We start from the raw sequence: 15,177 nt of genomic DNA on the forward strand, positions 1-15,177 counted from the left end.
AACTATGCGATCCGAACAATCCCCTCTCCCCTGTGGGGAGAGGGGTGAGCGGTAAACTTATTTCACCGCCTCCGGCAGCGTCACAATCCACAACTCGCTGTCGGACTCCGGCTTCTTCAGCGGCTTCACGCTGAGCGTGGTTTCCACCGGTTTATCATCTAGCGTCAGCTTGCCTTCCGCGTTTACCCGGTAATCCTTGAGCTTCTTGCCCTCGACCGGGTTTTGCATCGCGACCTTCACGCCAAAATCGTTATCGTTCGCCACCGCAAGCGTTTTGCTGTCGATCAGCGCCAGCCCTTCAGCCTTCTCCTGCTGCCAGCCCAGCGCGCGGAGATCGACCATCTGCGTTTTTGACGCAAGCGTAATGCCGCGCTGCGCCAGGGTTTTCTCATCATCAAACTCTGGATACTCGCCCGGCTTGTCAAAGGCGGAAAGATCGCTCGCCTTGCTGAGATCCACCTTGTAAATCAGGTTACGCATTCCGTCGTTTTTATCGCTTCCCTGCTCAATCAGCAGGATGCGCTGATTATCGAGCGCCACGATGTCGCCGATTTTGGCGTCGCTGTTTTTGTCGTAGGCCGCGCTGTCGATAGGGTAACCGTACATCGCGGTTTTGCCGGTCGCCGGGTCAAAGCTCACCAGACGGGTGAACAGCGCCTGCTTTTTGCTCTTACCGTCGATGTCCAGCGTGCTCTGCACCGCGGCGATAATCCGTCCGTCCGGCATCCGGGTCAGGCCTTCAAAGCCCCGGTTGGGCTGGCGCCATTTGATGATGTTTGGCAGACCGCCCGCGATGGATTTTTCCCCTTCCGCGGCCTGCGGCCCGTGGATCGCGAGGATCTTGCCTTTGCTGTCGACGTTAATCAGGAACGGGCCGTACTCGTCGCACAGCCAGTAGCCGCCTTTGCCGTCCGGCGTGATGCCTTCCGTATCCAGTCCGCGGTTGTCACCCTTGAGCGTCTTTAAGGTATCGCTGAACGCCACTTCATTGGTGGAACCAATCACGCCGCTTTGCAGCGGCAGACCATTAATCTCACCTTTATCGTCATGCAGCGGGCGGGCATCAACCGCCTCCGCTTTGCCGTTCTGGACGCGGATGGTCATCAGCAGCGGCGCGAAATCTGGCGTGACAAATATTTTGGCTTCGTTTTTACCCATTTTTGGCGCATCGGCGTTGGGACCGCGATCGGTCACGGTCGCAAACGTCAGGGCATCGCCCTGCTTGCCCGTAAACAGCAGACCAGAGCCAATCCCCACCGGGAGCCCGTTCGGGAACGCATCGGCAAACGCGCCGCTGTATTTCACATGGGAGCCGTCAGGGAAGCTGACGACATAGCGCTCAGCGGTAGGCTGTGCCGCCAGGCCAGAGAAAGAGAGCGCACAACCGATAAGCACAGGAATAATTTTTCTTTTCATATTGTTAGCATCCAGTAAGTGAAGCCAACAACGTAAAGAATAAACGTGTCAGAAAAATGACATGGAAAGGCAACCGGCATGGGCGAGTGAACGTATATTCATTGCCCGGAAATGTAATGTTATGTTGTATTGTGTGTCATCTGAAATACTTTTGGAAATTATTAGAAACTCAATTAATTCGCCTCTAATCACTATCCCTTCCTCGTTCAGTTTATGTTTAGTCAAAAAATTAAACGGTGCCTAAACGTCCAAACATCACGCATTGACACCTCGACAATCAAACATCGATGCAACATTTCAAATAAAAAAGTTAACAATATCAGCATAAAACAGCGAACTTCATCACATTTGCAGTCATAAACATCGCTTGTTAAGGTGCCTCCAGATGAATTTAATGACGAGGCATAAAACATGAAAAAACTGAATATCCTTCTTCTTTCTGCTCTGACCGCCCTCTCGGGTTCCGCTCTGGCAATGGGTGGCAGCATTGAGCAGGGTAAAAACTTTACCAACCTCAACCTCGAAATGGGGAAATCCTCATCCGGCCTGTATGCCGAAAGCAACTGGCTTAAAAACACCGATGACGGTACCCAGACCGGCGGCGTGGGCGCAGGCTATAACCTGGAAGTGGGCCCGGTAATGCTGAATGCAGGCGCGAAAGCCATCTACATCGGCCCGAAAAAAGGCGATAACGGCGTGGCGTTCCCCATCGGTGGTGGCGTAAACGTTGCCCTGACCGACAGCATTCACGTGTACGGTGAAGGCTACGTGGCGCCAGAAGGGCTGAACAACAGCGTGAAAAACTACGTGGAAGCCAACGGTGGCGTAAGCTGGACGCCGATCGCGCCAGTGACCCTGAAAGTGGGCTACCGCCACGTGAGCGTTGATGGTAAAGACGGTCGTCCGAACCACACGCTGATTGACGGCGCATATGTAGGCGGTGGAGTGTCCTTCTAAGCCTGTGCGTGCGTTTCGCCCGGCGGCGCTACGCTTGCACGGGCCTACAATGAAAGGGGCAATATATTAAAATTGTTGCACATTGTAGGCCGGGTAAGCGCAGCGCCACCCGGCAAGAAAGGCGATGACAGTGTTCATAGTAAACCTGCCGGCTGGCAGGTTTTTTTATGACCTCTTACTGACGCACCACCACCAGCTTCTGGTTCACAAACTCTTTGATCCCCAGATCCGACAGCTCGCGTCCGTAACCGGAGCGCTTCACGCCGCCGAACGGCAGCTCTGGCGCGGTATCGGTAAGCCAGTTGATGTACACCATCCCGGTCTCGATCCGCGACGCCATTTTCTTCGCACGCTCGATATCCTGACTGAATACCGCCCCGCCCAGGCCGTAGTGGGAGTCGTTCGCCAGCGCGACCGCCTCGTCGTCGTTTTTCACCACGTACATCTGCGCTACCGGGCCGAAGAACTCTTCGAAGTACGCCGGGTTGTCGCGCGAGATGTTCGTCAGGATCGTCGGTTCAAAAAAGCTCCCGTCGCGCTGCACCGGCTTGCCGCCATAGTGCAGCGTCGCGCCGTTTTTCACCGCCTCGTTAACCTGTTTGGTCAACGTTTCTAGCGCATCTTTCGACGACAGCGGCCCCAGCGTGGTGCTTTCGTCCAGCGGATCGCCAATCTTCACCTGCTTAAATGCCTCGGTGAATTTGCTCAGGAAGGCGTCGGCGATCTTTTCATGCAGGATAAAGCGCTTCGCCGCGGTACAGACCTGCCCGGCGTTGTTGAGCCGCGCATTCACGCCAATCTTGACGGCTTTGTCCAGGTCCGCATCGTCCAGCACCACGAACACGTCGTTACCGCCCAGTTCAAGGGTAGATTTCTTGATGTGCTTCGCCGCCTGCGCGGCCACCACGCTACCCGCTTTTTCAGAGCCGGTTAATGCGGCACCCTGCACGCGATCGTCGGCAATGATGTTCGCCACCTGCTCGGACGAAATAAACAGGTTAGTCCATGCCCCTTCCGGCGCGCCCGCCTCGCGGACCAGGTGGGCAAAGGTCTCGGCGCAATGCGGCACGATGCTGGCATGCTTGGCGATCACCGGGTTGCCCGCCGCCAGGTTTGGCGCCAGAACGCGCATCAGCTGGTAATACGGGAAGTTCCACGGCTCAACGGCCATCAACACGCCGATGGGATGATGCTCCACCCACGCTTCCCCGAGTTCGGATTGATACTTCACCGGAGCCAGGAACTGCTTTGCGTTGTCGGCGTAATAGCGGGCGATCTGCGCGCATAGCTTCACCTCGCCACGGCTCTGTTCGATGAGCTTGCCCATCTCCTGGCTGGCGATTTTCGCCAGATCCTCGGTGCGCTCGTCGATCAGATCGGCAAGCTTATGCAGCACCGGCAGGCGCTGGCTGATGTCGCCTTTCGCCCAGTCCGAATGGTAAAGCGCATCGGCCGCCTTCAGTGCCGCGTCGATATCCGCGTCGGTATGTGAGGGGTATTCTTTGATGAGCTGGTTAGTGGCAGGATTTACTGTCTGATAAGCCATGTCGAATCTCCTTGTTTTACCGCTTAGGCTATTAAGGGTAGTCAACATGACTGGCTGTGGACGTAAAGTTGGGTATATCCGGAAGGTTCTTAATGAAGCGCTGCCAGACGGTTCGCTGACGTGGTATAAAAAACGTCCAGAAGGAGGGCTTATGACCGATACCCGACACATCCGGCAGACTTTTCACCGCGCCTCAGGCCTTGAGCTGCGCAGCACGTGGCAGAGCACGCAGGCGTACAAACGCCACAGTCACCCTCAGCTCTCTATCGGCGCGATTATGGAAGGCCAGACCTGCTGCATTTGTCATGACAAAGAATATATCCTTAACCCCGGGGACCTCATCGTGATCCCGGCCTGTGCGCCGCACAGCTGCAACCCCGTCGCCGGGCAACCGCGCAGCTACCATATGCTCTATATCGACACCGATATTCCTCTGGCGTTACAGGTGATTCGCGACCCTACGCTGTTTAAGCGCTACCTGGATATTGTTGAGATGATGTCGCCTGTATCCGTGGACAGGCTGCTTTCAGCCCTGCCCCGCTGCGTGGAAAACACAGATGCGCTTCGCTCAACCAGTCAGCACGTGCGGCAGGCGTTTCTTGCCGACCTGGCCACACCGCCTTCGCTTGACGAACTTGCCCAACGATTCTCGCTGCGCAAGGAGACACTGATCCGCACCTTCCGGCAGGATACCGGCCTGACGCCGGGCAGCTTCCTCAACATCTCCCGCGTGGAGTTCGCCAAAGCGCGGCTACGTGCCGGGGACGACATCGCCGACGTCGGCTACCAGAGCGGCTTTGCCGACCAGAGCCATTTTCATAAGACCTTCGTCAGCTATACCGCCGCCACGCCGCGCCAGTACGCGACGGGCCGATCAATATCTGACAATAAATAACGTTGGCATCACCGTAGCCTGACCTCAAATTGTTAACCGAGGTTGCTATGGAACTGTTCTTCCCTTCTGCTTTTCTCGCCCTGGCGCTGGCGCATTTTGTTGCGCTGTTGAGCCCCGGGCCGGACTTCTTCCTGCTGGTGGGCTACGCTGCGCGCTATCGGCTGCGCGGCAGCGCCGGATTGTGCGTCGGCATCGCTGCCGGCAACGGGCTGTATATCTTACTGGTGATTATCGGCTGGAGCGCGTTGCGCCAGTTTGACTGGCTGTTTACGCTCATCGAGTTATCCGGCGCACTGTACCTGCTGTGGATCGGCTCGCATCTGGTGCGCAGCCAACCGCAGGCGATGAGGCTGAATGAAACCCGTCAACACTGCCCTTCGCTGCGCAAGCAGATCCTGCTGGGGCTCGGCTCGGCGCTGCTTAATCCGAAGAACGCGTTGTTCTATCTGGCGCTGATGACGGCGCTACTGGGGCCGGACGTGACGCTGCTTCAGCAGGCAACGTGCGGCGTCTGGATGGTGACGGTGGTGCTGGCGTGGGATCTGGCACTGGTGTCGATGATGGGGCTATCGGCGGTGCAACAGAAGCTCAGCCGTGCGCTGTGGCTGATAGAGCGCACGGCGGGGGTGGTGCTGATGGGGTTTGGCGGGTGGGTGCTGTGGCGATTAGAAGTTAGTGCGATATAACACAACTTCATCATTTATTTTGAAAAACACATTGATTAAATCCATAATTCATCACAATCAATAATCGTAACATATTGATTTAGATCTATTTTTTAGTGAATAATGGATTTAACCATGCTAAAAAGAGGGTTTTAAATCATCATTCAAAATGCCTGAAATATGGGCAAGGATGCTTTTATGACTTCCCTGAATTTTTCCCAAACGGCAGCCTTTATCTGGTCTGTCGCCGATCTCCTGCGCGGTGATTTTAAGCAATCTCAATATGGCCGTATTATTCTCCCGTTTACCCTGTTGCGCCGCCTGGAATGCGTGCTTGAAGAGACGAAAGAGGCCGTCGTTCTTGAAGCTCAAAAAGTCCGCTCGTCTCCCCTACCGGAAGAAGCGAAAGAAAAGTTAATCCTGCGCGCCACCAACGGGCTGACGTTTTTTAACGCCTCGCCGTTGAACCTGAGCAAAATGGGCCAAAACGACATCAAGGCCAACCTGGAAAACTACATCCAGTATTTTTCCAGAGACGCGCGGGAAATTTTCGAGCACTTTAAATTCAGCGAATTCATTGGGTTGCTGGATGATGCCAATCTCCTCTACAAAGTGGTGCAGAAGTTTGCCACCACCGATCTCAGCCCGCAGGCCATCTCCAACCATGACATGGGGCTGGTCTTTGAAGAGCTAATCCGTCGTTTTGCCGAAAGCTCGAATGAAACCGCCGGGGAACACTTCACGCCGCGCGATATCGTGCGTCTCACTACCTCGCTGGTGTTTATGGAAGACGACGAGGCGCTCACCAAAGAGGGCGTCATTCGAACCCTTTACGATCCGACTGCGGGCACGGGCGGATTTCTCTCTGCCGGGATGGAGTACGTTCATGAACTCAACCCGAATGCGGTGATGCGCGCGTTTGGGCAAGAGCTAAACCCGGAGTCCTACGCTATCTGTAAGGCCGACATGCTGATAAAGGGTCAGGACGTCAGCCGCATCAAGCTGGGCAACACCCTTTCTAACGATCAGCTTCCAGCCGACCGCTTCGATTACATGCTGTCGAACCCGCCGTTTGGCGTGGACTGGAAGAAGATCGAAGCCGACATTAACAACGAGCATCGCAAAGGATTTGACGGGCGTTTCGGGCCTGGCCTGCCGCGCGTTTCCGACGGCTCGCTGCTCTTCCTGCTGCACCTGATCAGCAAAATGCGTGATGCCGATACCGGCGGGCGCATCGGGATCATCCTCAACGGTTCGCCACTGTTCACGGGCGGCGCGGGCAGCGGCGAAAGCGAGATCCGTCGCTACATCCTTGAAGCCGATCTGCTGGAAGGGATCGTCGCCCTGCCCACCGACATGTTCTACAACACCGGGATCGCCACCTACGTGTGGATCCTGTCCAACAAAAAAGCGGCGGAGCGTAAGGGCAAGATCCAGCTGATCGACGCCAGCAAGCTGTGCAGCAAAATGCGTAAGTCACTGGGCGCGAAGCGCAACATGATGAGCGAGGAAGACATTCGGCTCATTACCCGCACCTTTGGCGACTTCGATGTGGTGGATCTTAAGGACGCTGATGACAAGCGCGCCGCCCCCAGCAAGATATTCAACAGCACCGACTTTGGCTTCCGCCGCCTGACTATTGAGCGCCCGCTGCGTTTAACGGCACAGATCACGGATGAATCCATCGCCGTGCTGCGCTTTGCCCCGAAACCTCTCAACGCGCCGATGGCGTGCCTGTACGACGCGTTCGGTGCCTTCTGGCAGGACGAGAACTACGGCAGTTTTGCCGAGTTTGAGGTGGAAGCACGCGCCGTTATTAAGGCCGAATTCCCCGATCTGAAAGAGAAGCAGATTAAAGATCTGCTCGACGCAACGCTGTGGCAACACCAGCGCGCGCTGATGGTAAAAGCGCAAAAAATCCAGTCGGTGCTGGATGGTAAAGCGGGTGGTCGCGCTCAGGCGAGTGATGATTTCAACCAGTTCCAGCTAACGCTCAAGGAGGCATTCAAAACTGCCGCCGTGAAGCTGGATGCCAAAGAGCATAAGCAGCTTATCGAGGCGATCACCCACAAAAACCCTGACGCAGAGCCGGTCGTCAAAAAGGTGCTCAAGGAAGATGCGCAGCCGCTGTACGGCGCGTTTGCGTACCGCGGTCAGGTGGTGGAGTTTGAGCAGGACGCCGACCTGCGCGACAACGAGAACGTAGCGCTCGATCCGTCTGTTTCGACCAGCGATTTGATTGAAGGCTATGTGAAGGCGGAAGTGCTGCCGCACGTGCCGGACGCCTGGATTAATGCCGACAAGCGCGACGCCCGCGACGGCGAGGTTGGCGTTGTCGGGTATGAGATTCCGTTTAACCGACATTTTTATGTCTATAAGCCACCGCGCCCGCTGGAAGAGATTGACGCGGAGCTGGATGCGCTGAGCGCGGAGATTATGAAGCTGCTGCAGGAGGTACACTCCTGATGGGCTTAATATCATTTGATAAATATAAAACTTCAAAAAAAGAGTTGATAGGAAAATATCCTCATCATTGGAATTTGTCTCTAATAAAATATGAGACTTATGTTAAGGCACGTGTTGGTTGGCATGGTCTTAAATCTGATGATTTCACAGAAGAAGGTCCCTATCTTGTTACAGGAACTGATTTCCAAAGTGATAATATTAATTGGGAAGGATGCTATCACTGCGACATAGTAAGATATGAGCAAGATCCATTCATACAATTAAAGAATGGTGATTTACTTATTACAAAAGATGGCACAATTGGTAAGGTAGCACTTGTAAGTGGTTTAGATAATAATGAGAAAGCAACCTTAAATAGCGGGATATTTGTTGTCAGACCTCTAAAGGAAAATATTTCAACCAGATATTATTTTTGGTTACTTCAATCGTCCCTGTTTTCTGACTTTATTAATTACCACAAACAAGGTAGTACTATTATCCATTTGTATCAGGATACATTTTTAAACTTTTCATTTCCATTTCCTGAGTTAAAAGAACAAAATAAAATAGTAGCTTACCTTGACAGATACATATTAAAAACCAACAATCTTATTATTAAATTACAGAAGCTTATAGAGCTTCTAAATGAAAAACGCCAAGCAATGATTAGCCATGCCGTAACCAAAGGGCTAGACCCTGATGTACCGATGAAAGATTCTGGGGTTGAGTGGTTGGGGCAAGTTCCCACGCATTGGTCAATAAGCAAAGTTCGATATTGCTTCTTATTTGACAAAGGCCTTACTATTACTAAAGAAAACCTCCAGGATGAGGGTATACCTTGTATCAACTATGGAGAAATACATTCCAGGTACGGTTTTGAGATTAATCCAAACATTCACAAATTGAAGTATGTTAATGAAACACATTTAAAAAATGACAAAAACTCATTACTTATAAAAGGTGACATTATTTTCGCTGATACATCAGAAGATGTTAATGGGTCAGGAAATTTCTCACAACTCACTACTGACTCTAGTATCTTCGCTGGTTACCATACAATTATCGCTCGCCCTATAGATCGGCAAAACTATCGATTCCTTGCTTATCTATTCGATTGCCAAGAATTAAGATCGCAAATAAAACATGCTGTTAAGGGCGTAAAAGTATTTAGCATCACTCAAGCTATCTTACGCGGATTATCTATTTGGCTTCCACCGACGAATGAGCAAGAGTCTATTTCAAAACTACTTGATTATCAGACCGCAAAAATCGACACCCTAATCCAAAAACAACTCAAACAAATTGAACTCCTAAAAGAACGCCGCACCGCCCTGATCGCCGCCGCCGTCACCGGCAAAATCGATCTCCGCGACTGGACGCCTCCCGCCAGCAGCACCGAAACATCCCTCACCGCTGAGGAGGCCACAGCATGATCGCCGACGTCACCAAAGAATCGAACCTGCAGGCCGATATCATTCAGCAGATGTGTCAGAACGGCTGGGTTCCCGGCACAGGCAGCAAGTACGATCGCGAACGGGCACTCTATCCGCAGGATGCGCTGACGTTTGTCCAGACCACCCAGCCGCAGGAGTGGGAAAAATTCACCCGCATCTATCCCAACGACACCGAGCGTCATTTTCTCGATGCGCTGGTCGCACAGCTTAAAAAAGCCGATGCCAATGCCACCGATCTCCAGTCCCGAACCTACGGAACCCTGGGGGTGCTGCGCCACGGCATCAAAAGCCATAACGCGCGTTTTAACCTCTGTCAGTTTAAACCGGATCACAACCTCAACCCGGACACCCTGGCGCGCTATCGGCAAAACATCTGCCGTATCGTTCCGGAACTGGTTTACAGCCCTCACGCCACCAGCAACGCCACGGATGTAAAAGCCAAACGCTGGCGCATCGATCTGGTGCTGTTTGTCAATGGCCTTCCCGTTGCCACTCTTGAGCTGAAATCCGAGTTCAAGCAGACGGTCAACAGCGCCATTAACCAGTACAAAAAAACGCGCCTGCCGAAAGATCCGGCGACCAACAAGCCTGAGCCGCTGCTGACCTTCAAGCGCGGCGCGCTGGTGCATTTTGCCGTCAGCCAGTATGAGGTCTATATGACCACCCGGCTTGCCGGTGATGACACGTATTTTCTGCCGTTCAACAAAGGCACTAAAGAGGGCGGCGCGGGGAACGACATCCCGGAAGATAACCAGGAATACGCCACCCGCTATCTGTGGAACGAGGTATTACTCCCTGACAATCTGCTGAAAATCCTCGCCTGCTTTGTGCATCTGCAAATTGAGGAAAAAGAGAGCTGGGACGGTAAAAAGGTCAAAAAAGAGAGCCTGATCTTCCCGCGCTATCACCAGTGGGACGTGGTGAACAAGCTCATTGCCGCCGCAGATGAAGAAGGCACCGGCAACAAGTACCTTATCCAGCACAGCGCCGGATCCGGAAAATCAAACTCCATCGCCTGGACGGCGCATCAGCTCTCCTGCCTGCATAACGAAAAGGGTGAAAAACGCTTCCACTCGGTGATTGTTGTGACTGACCGTACCGTGCTGGACGATCAGCTCCAGGACACCATCTATCAGTTTGAACACGCGGACGGCGTGGTCGGGCGAATCAACAACCGCGAGGGGGAAGGCTCGAAATCGGAGAAGCTTGCCAGCGCGCTGGAGCACTCGCAGCCCATCATCATCGTCACCATTCAGACTTTCCCGTTCGTACTCAAAGCGATCGAAAACAGCACCAGCCTCAAAGAGCGAACCTACGCGATCATCGCAGATGAAGCGCACTCCTCCCAGAGCGGCTCCACGGCGCGTCAGCTGAAAGAGGTGCTGATGAGCGAAGGGGCCGACGACGACGTGGTCCTCACCTCTGAAGACATCCTCGACGCCACACTTGCCGCACGCAGCGGGAGCAGCAATCTTAACTTCTACGCCTTCACCGCGACGCCGAAGGCGAAGACCCTGGAGCTTTTTGGCCGCCGACCCAACCCGCACGAACCCGCATCCAGAACCAACAAACCTGCGGCGTTCCATGTTTACTCTATGCGCCAGGCTATTGAGGAGGGCTTTATCCTCGACGTGCTGAAGAACTACACCAATTACAAAGTCGCCTATAAGCTGCTGCAAAAAATGGGTGATAAAGACCGGGAAGTGGACAGCAACCGGGCGAAGATCAGGCTCAACCAGTGGGTGACGTTGCATGAACACAATGTCGCGCAAAAGGTAAGAGTCATCGTTGAGCACTTCCGTCAGCACGTGATGCATCTGCTCGGCGGGCAGGCGAAGGCGATGGTGGTGACCAGCTCGCGCAAGGCTGCGGTGCGCTACAAGCTGGCGTTTGATAAATACATCTCTGAAATGGGCTACGGGAAGATCACTGCGATGGTGGCATTCTCAGGCGAGGTCGAATTCCAGGAAAATGACATGAACGACCTCGCGCTGTTGCACCAGAAATTCACTGAAATCAGTATGAACCCGGCGCTCAAAGGCCGCGATATGCGTAAGGCGTTTGATACTGATGACTATCAGGTGATGCTGGTGGCCAATAAATTCCAGACCGGCTTCGACCAGCCGAAGCTGTGCGCCATGTACGTGGATAAAGCACTTGGCGGCGTGGAGTGCGTGCAGACGCTGTCGCGTCTCAACCGAACCTATCCCGGCAAAAAAGAATCCGGCACCTTTGTACTCGATTTTTATAACGAACCTGACGATATCCTCGCGGCCTTCCAGCCCTACTACCAAACGGCTGAATTGACCGATGTCAGCAATCCAGATCATGTGTTCGATCTGTATGAGAAACTTCGCGCGATGGGCATATTTTTATGGCACGAAGTGGAACAGCTATGCGAGGCTTTTTACAGCAAGAAAAAATCGAATGCGAAGATCAGCAATATTTGTCTGCCCGCAGTAAACCGTTGGGCAATGCGGTATACCTCCGCGAAAGAGGCGTATATCAGCGCCAAGCAGATCTACGAGTTAACAAAAAGGGATTCCCCTAACCCCATTTTGCTCGCAAACGCGGAAAACAGTTTTAAAGCCTGCAAGAAGGAGAAAGATCGTCTGGAGATCTTCAAAAAAGATCTCGGCAGCTTTGTACGTTTTTACGAATTTATGTCCCAGATCGTCGCCTACGATGACAAGTCGCTGGAGAAGTTAAGCCTTTATTGTCGTCACCTTCACCCCTTGCTGCGCGAAGAGGCAATTGATGAAGATGATGTCGATCTTTCCAATGTTGAAATGAGCCACTATCGGCTTTCAAAGATCCAGGAACAGCATATTAAGCTTCAGGAGGATGCTGCAGAGTATAAGCTCAAGCCGGTTAATGACGTCGGCACCGCAAAAGCAAAAGATAAGAAAGAGGAGTTTATGTCGCAGGTGCTGTCGCAGCTCAACGAGCTGTTTATCACTGAAAACCTGACCGACAAAGATATGCTCAACTACGCCTTTGTGGTTTACGATAAGCTCGCAGAAAACAAACTTGTCATGACACAACTCGACAACAACACCCGTGAGCAGGCCATGCTGGGCGACTTTACGAAAGCCATTGATGATGCCGTGATGGACAGCAACGAAGCGCACAAGGAGATGATGATGCAGTACTTATCGTCTCCTGACGTTGCCAGAGGGTTTGCTCACCTGATGTATGACATTGCAAAAATGCGCAGGGAATCGATTCATGAGTGATATCCAGCTCTTTCGTTACAGTGCTATCGGCGTAAAAGAACTTTCCGGTAAAGCAGCAACCATCGAAAAAGAGCTGCAAACCTTGATCGAATCCCGAATGGAAACCTTTCTCGGGGTTCGTTTTCTCGACAGTGAATACAGCACTGGTAAGACCCACCGTGGGCGTATTGATTCACTGGGGCTGGACGAAAATAACTGCCCGGTCATTATCGAATATAAACGTCACAGCAACGAAAATGTCATTAACCAGGGGCTGTTTTATTTAGACTGGCTTCTCGATCATAAGGCTGAATTTAAGTGGCTGGTGATGGAAAAGCTCGGCAAAGAGACGGCGGAGGCTATAGACTGGTCAGGCACGCGCTTGCTCTGTATTGCCGCTGATTTCAATAAGTATGACGAACATGCCGTTCAGCAGATTAACCGCAACATCAGCCTGATTCGTTACAAGCTTTTTTCTGACGATCTGCTGATGTTCGAACTGGTCAATGCCGTTGTTGAGAACGCCTTTTCTGAGGCGGCAACCGAAACATTACCCTCCGCAATTGGCAAGCGTAATACGCGAACGCATAGCGAACAGCTCGCCAGCGCATCCACAGAATTAGCCCTTCTTTTCGAACAGCTAAAAAGCTATGTCCTGTCTCTCGGCGATGAGGTGCAGTATAAAGAGCTGAAGCTGTACGGCGCATTCCGTCGTCTGCGGAATTTTGTTTGTGCCGGGATTTACCCCGTAACCGATCCGCATATCCGTTTGTGGTTGAAACTGGATCCTGAGCATATTCAGTTTGAAGAAGGCTTTAGCCGGGATGTGACTCACATCGGACACTGGGGGACAGGCAACGTTGAACTCGCTGTACGCAATGAACATGACCTGATGAAAGCTAAGCTGCTCATCGAAATGGCATATCAGGAGAATTGATGCTGATTTGTTTCAGGACAGGAGTATTACATTCTTTTCGTCATCATGCGTTCTTGCTCCGGGAAAATTTTTCTCCCGGAGTAAGCGAATCAGGCCCCTAACCGATAATCCCAGTCATCCGAATGAATAACGTTACCGTCACGGTAATGCCAGGTAATCTTTTCATAACGAAGCAAAACAAGCTCAAGATGACCCTGTTTTTCATGGTAAGTCTCTTTCACGTCATGCATTAATGATAACACCGTGACGACCTTCACCGCTTCCAGCGTTATCGTGAAATAGATTTCTTCCTGACCGGCATCATTGATTCTGTACAGGTCGATAGTCGCTTTCCTGAACGTACCGCCCGTGCTGAGTGCTTTATAGAGAAAAACGCTGGAGGCATCAATTTCCTTCTCAATCAGAAAGGGACGATGCTGGCGTTTGCTCAATGCTCTGCCATTATGCAGGTCAGAATTATAGCTTACGTTATGATAGAGCCCTAAAACCTCAATCTGGTTTTCACGGTCTTTAACTTTCACGCTGCCTTTTATGTTATTACCCGCATCGTCAGTTAATGACATATATCCCGGAATGGCCATTTACATATCCTTATCGAATGGAAAAGAGTGTTCAACAGTTGAGATCATAACGGCGAGACATCTTTTACCCTGCGGGCTTTTTATTTTGAACATCTCCCTGATTGAATCCACAAAAAGCTTGTTACTTTCTGCCTCCGTTTCGGGGAAATTCGCAAACGCGCAAATTTGTTCAACAGTGAGTAACGGTTTATCGTCTTTTAAGATTGCTAAGACACCTTCAGGGTTATGTGGGATGGCTTCAGAAAGCGCCGCCTTTAAATCTTCAGCCGTACTGGCGTCCACTCCGGGTTCAAGGGCACTCGCCACGGCTAACCATACCTGAGTTCCTTTACTTATCTCTGGTATGACATGATTCCACCATTCCGACTCACCCGTATCATTTGAATCCAGCTCCGCTACAACAGACATGGCGCCTTTGCCGTTTATCATCTGCAAGATCTGTTCAGGAGTGTGGTTTTTGGCAAATAAACCCATCGGTAAAGACAAGAAGAATAGCGCAATAATATACTTCATTATCGCACCACCAGTATTGTATCACCCGAATCATAAATCATATGACGTTTGTCCTGACCGTTCATAATGATGCAACCTGCTGATGCAGAACCTGGCGGCTGGCCTTTTTTATCACCGTGAATTTGAAAATGATCTCTACCAAAGGTATTAGTCCCCGCTATAGGCTCAAGAATAATGGCCTCAGCACTTTTATGATTATTCCACCCGGCAATAAAATAAATACCTCTGGGAATAGGGCCTCTGTTTCGTTGACTTTCACACTCTGGCTTATCTTTCGATTCACCCGCACCGCTGTAGCAGTTAGCGACAAACACACCATTATGACTCAATACCCCCGTCGAAACTTTATACTCCCATGTCATCGATACCGTCTCCTTTCATAAATAGTCCTTTATCTTATGGCTAACAGGAGCGTTAAAATGACTACGACGGTCACAAAACATTACGTCCGAAAATAAATAAGCACAAAAAATATAGAAAAATTAATAATAGAAAATTTAAATGTATATATTTTTTATATAGACGCCATTGGTTCACACTGAGAATGCGTCTC

12 protein-coding genes are annotated in these 15,177 nt (G+C 51.6%); 7 read left to right on the plus strand and 5 right to left on the minus strand.

Features of this window, described 5'->3' with window-relative positions:
* Window positions 1-57: 57 nt before the first annotated feature.
* On the minus strand, window positions 58-1,416 hold the full coding sequence (locus F3J31_RS16145) for an esterase-like activity of phytase family protein (protein ID WP_167214110.1): 1,359 nt from the start codon (window positions 1,414-1,416) through the stop codon (window positions 58-60).
* Window positions 1,417-1,827: 411 nt separating this feature from the next.
* Here F3J31_RS16145 and F3J31_RS16150 point away from each other — a divergent pair, with 411 nt between their 5' ends.
* Window positions 1,828-2,373, plus strand: coding sequence for a YfaZ family outer membrane protein (locus tag F3J31_RS16150; protein WP_024908300.1), 546 nt, complete (start codon window positions 1,828-1,830; stop codon window positions 2,371-2,373).
* Window positions 2,374-2,548: 175 nt separating this feature from the next.
* On the opposite strand, the gene F3J31_RS16155 is transcribed toward F3J31_RS16150, so the two are convergent.
* Window positions 2,549-3,919 (minus strand): NAD-dependent succinate-semialdehyde dehydrogenase, encoded by a 1,371-nt coding sequence (locus F3J31_RS16155; protein WP_167214113.1) that lies wholly within the window; start codon window positions 3,917-3,919, stop codon window positions 2,549-2,551.
* A 151-nt stretch (window positions 3,920-4,070) separates the two neighbouring features.
* Here F3J31_RS16155 and F3J31_RS16160 point away from each other — a divergent pair, with 151 nt between their 5' ends.
* From F3J31_RS16160 to F3J31_RS16185, 6 genes are all read left to right on the plus strand, one after another.
* Complete coding sequence (locus tag F3J31_RS16160; protein WP_167214116.1) at window positions 4,071-4,814, plus strand: AraC family transcriptional regulator; 744 nt, start codon at window positions 4,071-4,073, stop codon at window positions 4,812-4,814.
* 47 nt (window positions 4,815-4,861) lie between these two features.
* The gene (locus F3J31_RS16165) at window positions 4,862-5,500 is read left to right on the plus strand and encodes a LysE family translocator (protein WP_167214119.1); all 639 of its coding nucleotides are present in this window, start codon (window positions 4,862-4,864) and stop codon (window positions 5,498-5,500) included.
* A gap of 177 nt (window positions 5,501-5,677) precedes the next feature.
* Window positions 5,678-7,945: a class I SAM-dependent DNA methyltransferase gene (locus F3J31_RS16170; protein ID WP_167214122.1), complete on the plus strand. Its 2,268-nt coding sequence runs from the start codon at window positions 5,678-5,680 to the stop codon at window positions 7,943-7,945.
* Window positions 7,945-9,357 (plus strand): restriction endonuclease subunit S, encoded by a 1,413-nt coding sequence (locus F3J31_RS16175; RefSeq protein ID WP_167214125.1) that lies wholly within the window; start codon window positions 7,945-7,947, stop codon window positions 9,355-9,357. The genes F3J31_RS16170 and F3J31_RS16175 overlap by 1 nt, the downstream gene beginning before the upstream one ends.
* Window positions 9,354-12,614, plus strand: a complete 3,261-nt coding sequence (locus F3J31_RS16180; RefSeq protein ID WP_167214128.1) for a DEAD/DEAH box helicase family protein — start codon at window positions 9,354-9,356, stop codon at window positions 12,612-12,614. The genes F3J31_RS16175 and F3J31_RS16180 overlap by 4 nt, the downstream gene beginning before the upstream one ends.
* Window positions 12,607-13,530: a DUF5655 domain-containing protein gene (locus tag F3J31_RS16185; protein ID WP_167214131.1), complete on the plus strand. Its 924-nt coding sequence runs from the start codon at window positions 12,607-12,609 to the stop codon at window positions 13,528-13,530. Before F3J31_RS16180 ends, F3J31_RS16185 begins: the two co-directional genes overlap by 8 nt.
* Before the next feature lie 89 nt (window positions 13,531-13,619).
* Here the strand turns inward: F3J31_RS16185 and tssD are convergent, their stop codons facing one another.
* Genes tssD through F3J31_RS16200 form a run of 3 tightly spaced genes read right to left on the minus strand, consistent with a single transcriptional unit; the run spans window position 13,620 to window position 14,986 of the window.
* A complete protein-coding gene (gene tssD, locus F3J31_RS16190; protein WP_167214134.1) occupies window positions 13,620-14,111 on the minus strand; it encodes a type VI secretion system tube protein TssD in 492 nt (163 codons plus the stop codon).
* Entirely contained in the window at window positions 14,112-14,624 is a 513-nt protein-coding gene (locus F3J31_RS16195) for a hypothetical protein (protein WP_167214137.1), read from the minus strand.
* Window positions 14,624-14,986 (minus strand): tlde1 domain-containing protein, encoded by a 363-nt coding sequence (locus F3J31_RS16200; protein ID WP_021240619.1) that lies wholly within the window; start codon window positions 14,984-14,986, stop codon window positions 14,624-14,626. The genes F3J31_RS16195 and F3J31_RS16200 overlap by 1 nt, the downstream gene beginning before the upstream one ends.
* Between the last annotated feature and the right edge of the window lie 191 nt (window positions 14,987-15,177).

Origin of the sequence: Enterobacter sp. Acro-832 (assembly GCF_011752745.1) — a bacterium.
Classification (GTDB): Bacteria; Pseudomonadota; Gammaproteobacteria; order Enterobacterales; family Enterobacteriaceae; genus Enterobacter; species Enterobacter quasiroggenkampii.